The 7,593-nt window shown below is 71.4% G+C and carries 7 protein-coding genes; 5 read left to right on the forward strand and 2 right to left on the reverse strand.

Annotated elements, in window-relative coordinates; all coding sequences use genetic code 11:
* The coding region (locus ACOJSN_RS15765) for an SH3 domain-containing protein (RefSeq protein ID WP_420113443.1) at positions 1-485 on the reverse strand (485 nt) is incomplete at its 3' end.
* Between the two features lie 93 nt (positions 486-578).
* Positions 579-1,031: an SRPBCC family protein gene (locus ACOJSN_RS15770; RefSeq protein ID WP_420113444.1), complete on the reverse strand. Its 453-nt coding sequence runs from the start codon at positions 1,029-1,031 to the stop codon at positions 579-581.
* Positions 1,032-1,263: 232 nt separating this feature from the next.
* On the opposite strand from ACOJSN_RS15770, the gene ACOJSN_RS15775 reads away from it, so the two are divergent.
* The 5 genes from ACOJSN_RS15775 to ACOJSN_RS15795 all read left to right on the forward strand — a co-directional run bounded on the left by ACOJSN_RS15775 (position 1,264) and on the right by ACOJSN_RS15795 (position 7,517).
* The gene (locus ACOJSN_RS15775) at positions 1,264-2,007 is read left to right on the forward strand and encodes an SOS response-associated peptidase (protein ID WP_420113445.1); all 744 of its coding nucleotides are present in this window, start codon (positions 1,264-1,266) and stop codon (positions 2,005-2,007) included.
* 80 nt (positions 2,008-2,087) lie between these two features.
* Positions 2,088-3,398: a sensor histidine kinase gene (locus tag ACOJSN_RS15780; RefSeq protein ID WP_420113446.1), complete on the forward strand. Its 1,311-nt coding sequence runs from the start codon at positions 2,088-2,090 to the stop codon at positions 3,396-3,398.
* Positions 3,395-4,078 carry a response regulator gene (locus tag ACOJSN_RS15785; protein WP_420113447.1) on the forward strand — a complete coding sequence of 228 codons (684 nt, stop codon included), beginning with the start codon at positions 3,395-3,397 and terminating at the stop codon, positions 4,076-4,078. The genes ACOJSN_RS15780 and ACOJSN_RS15785 overlap by 4 nt, the downstream gene beginning before the upstream one ends.
* Positions 4,079-4,158: 80 nt before the next feature.
* Positions 4,159-4,944, forward strand: a complete 786-nt coding sequence (locus ACOJSN_RS15790) for an ABC transporter ATP-binding protein (protein WP_420113448.1) — start codon at positions 4,159-4,161, stop codon at positions 4,942-4,944.
* Positions 4,944-7,517 (forward strand): ABC transporter permease, encoded by a 2,574-nt coding sequence (locus tag ACOJSN_RS15795; RefSeq protein WP_420113449.1) that lies wholly within the window; start codon positions 4,944-4,946, stop codon positions 7,515-7,517. The genes ACOJSN_RS15790 and ACOJSN_RS15795 overlap by 1 nt, the downstream gene beginning before the upstream one ends.
* Positions 7,518-7,593 lie beyond the last annotated feature (76 nt).

Here is a 7,593-nt window from a genome sequence, read left to right on the forward strand (position 1 = left end):
CTCGTGGCGCAGGCGGCGCTCGAGACGCCCTGGTCCTCGGGCTCCTCGGCCACCGGCTCGTCTTCGGCCAGGTAGTCCGAGCTCACCCAGGCCACCTCGTCGTTCCAGATGATCTGGGTCCAGCCGTCCCGGGTCTCGCCGGTCACATCGACCGGGTCCGCCCATGCGAGCGTGGTCACCTGCTCGTCCTCCGCCGACGGGCCCGATCGCACGTTGACGGCGGTGGTCGCCCACTGCTGGCCGGTCACCTCGGGCAGCGGTGCCTCGAATGCCTGCCCGACGGCGTCCCGCACCTCGGGCGTCGGAGTCTCCCCTCGTACCTGGGAGCGCCCCGCGACGCGCTCGTCACGCCCGTCGAGGGCGGCGCCGTCGGTGCCGTCGAAGACCAACGGTTGCTCCGCCGTCGGGCTGGTCTCCGCGGGCATCGCCGCGGCGAGGGTGGCGAGGGCGAGAGTGCCGACGCCGAGCGCACGGACGAGCGGCATGCGCCGGGTCGTGGTGGCGCGGTGGCGTGCTGCTGGCACGTGGTTCCTGACGGTCGATCGGTCACGGGTCGCAGCATCGTAACCAAATCGTTATCAACTGTCAGATCGCGTGAGGTGGGTCACCAGACCGCGCTCCCCCGCTGCCATCACCCGGCCGTGCGCCCACGTGGCGGGGCGCCGTAGCAGCGGCGACCGCAGCAGCGGCCGCGCCGGGGTCACGTGCCAGAGGATCGTCGCGACGCAGCCGGAGATCGCGGGTGCGACCGACCACGCGCCTCGGCCACGCAGATCGCCCACCACGCGGGCGCTGGCACGGTGCGGCGGGTCCGCCTCGACGATCTCCACGCCGAAGCCGAGTCGGTGCCCGAGCGGGCTGCCGACCACGAGGTGGACGCGCTGACCGAGCCCGTCGGGGCCTGCCTGCCGCACAGTGGTGGCGGCCAGCATGCCCACCCACCAGCGCGGCCAGCCCTCGACCCGCTCCACGGCCGCCCACACCTGCTCCGGCGATGCCGGAAGGTGCCATGTGGAGCTGAGCCGGTACATCACCTCATCATCGCGGCTGCCGGGCGTGGCTGTCCGTTGCGGAACTCGCCGCAATGCCGGTGCCGATGCAGCGGCCCGCATCGGCGTGACTCAGCTGCCATCTCGGCACGCTGGTCACGCCACAACAGCGACCGGCGTGACACACGTGCCGAGATGGCACGCTGCTCACGCCCACACCCGGGCGCGGGGAGGGCCGACCCGGCCTGTCGGTACCCGATGCGAGGATGGCGGCATGTGCGGCAGATACGCCTCGTTCAAGGAGTCGCAGGATCTCGCGGACGCGTTCGACGTCGAGGACATGACCGACGCAGCGCGGGAGGTGATGGCGAGCTGGAACGTCGCACCGACCGATGGGGTCCGGATCATCGTCGACCGGGCGCCGAAGCTCGATGGCGATGCCGCTGAGGATGCACCGGTGCGACGTGAGATGCACCTCGCCCGGTGGGGTCTGGTCCCCCCGTGGGCGAAGGACGTCTCCATCGGTGCGCGCATGATCAACGCCCGCAGCGAGAGCCTCACCGACAAGCCGGCCTTCACGAAGCCGGCCGCCACCAAGCGGTGCCTCGTGCTCGCCGACGGCTATTACGAGTGGCAGAAGGTCACGCTCCCCGGTGAGGACAAGCCGGTCAAGGTGCCGCACTACATCCACCCGACCGACGGCGCACCGATCGCGTTCGCAGGCCTGTACTCGTGGTGGCGCGACCACAGCAAGGACGACGACGACCCGGACCGGTGGCTGCTGTCGACCACCATCGTCACCGCACCGGCCCGCGACGGACTGGAGGCCATCCACGACCGCGAGCCATCGATGCTCACGCGCGAGGTTGCGCAGGCGTGGCTCGACCCGGGCGTGACCGACCTGGACCAGGTGCTGGCGATGCTCGCCGAACCCGCACCCGCACTCTCCTGGTACGAGGTGGGCCGAGCGGTGGGCAACGTGCGCAACAACGGGCCGGAGCTGCTGGAGCCCGTCTGAGCGACTCCGCCTCGGGTCGGATACACCTCTGGTCCCGCAGCGGGACGCCGACGCGAGCGAGGATCCCTAGGCTGATCGGCGTGACCGCCCCGCCGACCGACCCTGCGCCACCACCGCATGGCGTCGTCACGCCGTCGGCGGGAGACGTCTGGTTCAGCGCGGTTCTCACGCTCACGTTCGGACTGCTTCCGGTGGCCTATGGCGGCGTCGGCGGTACGAACATGCTGATCCTGACGCTGGCCACCCTGCTCGGGTTCGTGCAGCTGATCGCGCTCGTCTGGCGCCGCTCGCACCCTCAGCGCACAGCGATCATCGTGGCCGGCGCAGCCGTGGCCCACTTCGCGCTCGGCCAGTTCCTCCAGCCTTCCGACGTGGCCGTCCTGGTCGCGCTGTACTCGGTCACGGCGTTCAGCCGCAACGGCAAGAGCCGCATCTGGGTGCTGGTGGCGATGGGCGGCGCCGCCATGGTGGGGGCAGGCTTCGCGGTGTCCGACTGGGTCGGCCTCGGGCCGGCGATCGCCGCGGGCACGTTCTTCTTCGTGGGCTGTGCCGCGCTCGCGCTGACCGCCTGGGCGCTCGGCCTCATGCGCCGCGCCCGCTACCTGCAGCAAGAGTCGCTGGCGGAACGCGCAGCGCGGCTGGAGCGTGAGCGCGACCAGCTCGCCCAGATCGCCACCCAGGCCGAGCGCACCCGGATCGCGCGCGAGATGCACGACATCGTCGCTCACTCCCTGTCGGTCGTGATCGCCCAGGCCGACGGCGGTCGGTACGCAGCCAAGGCCAGTCCCGAAGCCGCTGAACGCGCCTTGCTCACGATCTCCGAGACCGGTCGTGCGGCGCTCGCCGATATGCGGCGGATCCTCGGGGTACTCCGCACCGACGACGCCAACAGCGCCGATCTGGTGCCGCAGCCCGGCGACACCGATGTGGCGGCACTGGTGGCGTCGATGAAGGACACCCTGCCGGTGTCGCTGATCGAGATGGGCACCCCGCGCCCGCTGCCTCCCGGCACCGGCGCCACGATCTACCGGATCGCGCAGGAATCGCTCACCAACATCCTCAAGCACGGCGGGCCGGAGGCAAAGGCGACCGTTCTGCTGCAGTGGGCGGCGCAGCACGTGGTGCTGCAGGTCGACGACGACGGCCGCGGCGCCGCCGCCAGCTCCGACGGCGCCGGCCACGGCGTGCTCGGCATGCGGGAGCGCGCCGCGATGCTCGGCGGCACCCTGTCCGCCGGCCCACGCGCGGGCGGCGGCTACCGTGTCCGCGCCGAGATCCCGGTCCCGGGCGGGCAGGCGAGGTCGACCACCCTGGGCGACCCACCGCCGTCGGGCACTCCCTACGCACCACCGACCACACCCGCACCCCCGATCGAGGACAGGACGACATGACCGAGGACAGCACCGACAGCCCGATCAAGGTCGCGCTGGTCGACGACCAGCAACTCGTGCGGGCCGGTTTCGCGCTGGTGATCAACTCCCAGCCGGACATGGAGGTGTCGATCGAGGCGGGTGACGGCGCGCAGGCGCTGCGGCTGCTCGGCAGCCACCCGGTGGACGTGGTGCTGATGGACGTGCGGATGCCCAACATGGACGGCCTCGCCGCCACCGCCGCGCTCACGGAGCCGGGCGACGGGCCCAAGGTCATCATCCTCACCACGTTCGACCTCGACGAGTACGTGCTGCGCGCGATCAAGGCCGGCGCCTCGGGGTTCCTGCTCAAGGACACCCCGCCGGAGGACATGCTGGCCGCGATCCGCACCGTGCACCACGGCGAGGCCGTGATCGCCCCCTCCTCGACCAAGCGGCTGATCGGGCACCTCGCGAGCGTGCTCCCCGATGCCGAGCGCACTCCCCCGGCGGTGCTGGACTCCCTGACCGACCGCGAGCGCGAGGTGCTCGTGCTGATGGCACGCGGCCGCTCCAACACCGAGATCGCGGGCGACCTGTTCGTGGCCGAGGCCACTGTGAAGACCCATGTGGGCCGGGTGCTCGCCAAGCTCGGCGCACGGGATCGCGTGCAGGCCGTGGTAGTCGCCTACGAGACCGGGCTGGTCAACCCCGGGTCGTGAGGTATCCACCCACGGGATGACGGCAAGACCAGACCGGGGCGCGACGCACGTGCCGGTGAGGCATCCGTAGCGTCGTCACCATGACGCAGACCATGCCCACGCCTTCACCTGACCAGACAGCTCGCAGCGCGGTTCGCGCCGCCGGGCTCACCAAGATCTACGGCCGCGGCGACGTCGCGGTGCATGCGCTCGACGGCGTGGATGTCACCTTCGCGGCGGGTGAGTTCACCGCGATCATGGGGCCGTCCGGATCCGGCAAGTCGACGCTGATGCACCTGCTGGCCGGGCTCGACAGCGCCACCGCCGGGCAGGCATGGCTGGGCGAGACGGAACTGACCTCGCTGTCGGACGACCAGCTCACCGTGTTGCGCCGCGAGCGCGTCGGGTTCGTGTTCCAGTCCTTCAACCTGCTGCCGATGTTCACGGCCGACCAGAACATCGCGCTGCCGTCCCAGCTCGCCGGTTCGAAGCTCGACGCCGCGTGGAACGAGACCCTGATCGGCACGCTCGGGCTGGCAGACCGGCTCACCCACAAGCCGCACGAGCTCTCGGGCGGACAGCAGCAGCGCGTTGCGATCGCACGCGCCCTGTCCACCAAGCCGGACGTGGTGTTCGCCGATGAGCCCACCGGCAACCTCGACTCCCGATCCGGCACGGAGGTGCTCTCGTTCCTGCGCCGCTCGGTGCGCGAGCTGGGGCAGACGGTGGTCATGGTCACGCACGATCCTGCGGCCGCGGCCTACGCGGACCGGGTGGTGCTGCTCGCTGATGGTCGGATCGCCGGGTCGATCTCCGACCCGACGCCCGAGAGCGTGCTCGCCGGCCTCGACGCGCTCCGCCAGCCCGCCGCGACCGAGGTCCGCTGATGCTGCGCGCAACCCTCGACCAGATGCGTGCCTCGGCGGGACGGCTCACCGCCGCGGGCATCGCGATCCTGCTGGGCACCGCCTTCGTGGCGGCGAGCCTGCTCGCCTCCGCCACCATGCGGCAGGCCACGCACGATGCTTTCACCGCCTCCTACGCCGATGCCGACCTCGTGGTCACCGCGCAGGGCGACCCGCTCACGTCGGCCTCGGCGCAGGACATCCGCGAGCTCGACGGCGTGGCCGCCGCCGACATGCAGGCCTACTTCGGGGTGGAGCTCACCGGGCCGGCGGCCACCGAGTTCGTCTCGATCGCCCCGACTCCCAGTGCCGAGAGCTTGGCCGTCGGATCCCTCGACGAGGGGCGCGAGGCCACCGCACCCGGGGAGATCGTGCTCTCCTCCGACGTGGCCGAGCGGCTCGGGGTCACGATCGGTGACCGGCTGAGCTCCGCCTGGGAGACCTGGGACCCCGAGGCCGACGCGTCCGAGACCCACAGCGAGTCGCTCGAGGTGGTGGGTCTGCTGGCGACGACCAGCAACTTCTTCGCCATGAGCTCGGGCGGCCGCGTGGACGCCGGTCAGCTCGACGAGTGGCGCACCGCCCAGAACGGCACCGACGAGTTCTACGGCAGCGTGCTCATCGCGCTCGCGGACGGCACTGACCTCGAGACCGTCCGCAGCCAGATCGAAGGACTGCCCACGGCCACCGGTGCGGCCGTGCAGACCGTGCCCGAGCTCGCCGAGCAGCGCACCGCCGCCGAGACCGGCTCCAACGTCACCTTCCTCGTGGTGATGCTCGCGTTCGCTGCCGTGGCGCTCTCGGTCGCCGGCCTGGTCATCACCAACACGTTCCAGGTGCTGGTGGCGCAGCGCACGCGCACGCTCGCACTGCTGCGGTGCGTCGGTGCCAGCCGTGGCCAGATTCGCCGCTCCGTGCTGGGTGAGGCCGCGCTGCTGGGCCTGCTCGCCTCGGTGGTTGGACTCGCGGCCGGGACCGGCGTGGTCTTCGGCGGGGTGCGGCTGCTCTCGGACTACTTCCCCAGCTCCACGGTCGCCTCGGTCCCGTTCGGCTGGCAGGTACCCGTGGTGACGATCGGTGTCGGGGTGCTCGTCACGGTGCTCGCTGCCCTGGTTCCCGCCCGCATGGCCACTCGGGTCGCACCGGTGGCTGCGCTGCGCCCGATCGAGGGCGGCGGTACCGACGAGCAGGCCAGGCGCGGCCGATTCGTGCTCTCGGTCAGCGCGGCCGTGATCGGTGCCCTCATGCTGGCCGGCGGCGTGGCGCTCGCGCTGTCGCTGAGCCAGACCGACGCTGCCGACGCCGGCATGCTCGGTGGCCTGGCCCTCGGCATTGTCGGTGGCCTGATCTCTCTGACCGGCCTGCTGGCGGGCTCGGTGTTCCTGGTGCCCCGGCTGCTCCCGATGCTCGGACGACTGGCCGGTCGCGGGATCCCCGCGCAGATCGCCACCGCGAACGCGGTGCGCAACCCTCGCCGCACCGCCGCCACCACGAACGCCCTGGTGATCGGTGTCGCTCTTGTGGTCATGATGTCGACCGGCGCGTTCTCGGCACGTCAGACGCTGCTGGGCCAGCTGGACGACACCTTCCCGGTGGACGTGACCGCCCAGGTCGGCGACAGCACCCAGACGCTCACGCCGGCGCAGGCGGACGCGATCGCCAGCACCGACGGCGTCGAGTCGACCGCGTCGTTGCGCAGCGAGGGCGTCACCCTGGACTCCCCGGACATCTCGACCGGGATCACGATGATGTCGGTCGAGGAGGGCGACCTCGCGGCCGTACTGCGCACGGATCTGGCCGACGAGCTCGATGACAACACGCTGCTGCTGGGAGGCCTCTACGGCGACAACATCGAGGACGGCGACACGGTCACGATCACCGCAGCGGACGGCACCACTGCCGAACTCCAGGTGGTGCGCGCCCGTGTGGGCACCTACACCGCGTTGGTGACGCCGGCGACCATGGAGCAGCTCGCGCCTGACGCGGTGGTCACCACGGTGTGGGCCAAGCTGGCGGATGACGCCGACCCCGTCGCGGCTAGTGCCGCTGTGCAGTCGGCGCTCAACGACCTCACGGAAGCCGATCCGTCGGCCCCCGTGCTGCAGGTCGGCGGGGCGGCGATGGAACGTGCCGCGTACGGCCAGGTCATCGACACGCTGCTGGCGGTGGTCCTGGGGCTGCTGGCGGTGGCCGTGGTGATCGCCCTCGTGGGCGTGGCGAACACGCTCTCGCTGTCGGTGATCGAACGACGCCGCGAGAACGCGACGCTCCGAGCGATCGGCCTCAAGCGAGGGCAGCTGCGCGGCATGCTCGCCGTCGAAGGGGTGCTGATCGCCGCCGTCGGCGCGCTCGTGGGCGCGGTCGCGGGGCTGCTGTACGGCTGGGCGGGTGCTGCGGTGGTCCTCGGTGGTCTGGGTGAGGTGCAGTTCGGTGTGCCGTGGCCCCAGCTGGGTGCGGTCGCGGTCATCGCGCTCGCGGCGGGCCTGCTCGCCTCGGTGCTCCCTGCTCGCAGCGCCGTGCGTCAGTCCCCGGTCGCTGCCCTCGCCACCGACTGACCCCACCCCCACCCCGATTTCACTGACGAAACGTCACCGACGTTTCGTCAGTGAAATCGCAGTCTTGACGTTTCGT

The sequence above is a fragment of the Pseudactinotalea sp. genome, assembly GCF_048594945.1.
Lineage (GTDB): Bacteria > Actinomycetota > Actinomycetes > Actinomycetales > Beutenbergiaceae > Pseudactinotalea.

Excerpts from the sequence above, each read along its gene's own strand:
- ACOJSN_RS15785 (WP_420113447.1), top strand. The coding sequence starts at position 3,395 with ATGACCGAGGACAGCACCGACAGCCCGATCAAGGTCGCGCTGGTCGAC.
- ACOJSN_RS15775 (WP_420113445.1), top strand. The coding sequence starts at position 1,264 with ATGTGCGGCAGATACGCCTCGTTCAAGGAGTCGCAGGATCTCGCGGAC.
- ACOJSN_RS15790 (WP_420113448.1), top strand. The coding sequence starts at position 4,159 with ATGACGCAGACCATGCCCACGCCTTCACCTGACCAGACAGCTCGCAGC.
- ACOJSN_RS15770 (WP_420113444.1), bottom strand. The coding sequence starts at position 1,031 with ATGTACCGGCTCAGCTCCACATGGCACCTTCCGGCATCGCCGGAGCAG.
- ACOJSN_RS15795 (WP_420113449.1), top strand. The coding sequence starts at position 4,944 with ATGCTGCGCGCAACCCTCGACCAGATGCGTGCCTCGGCGGGACGGCTC.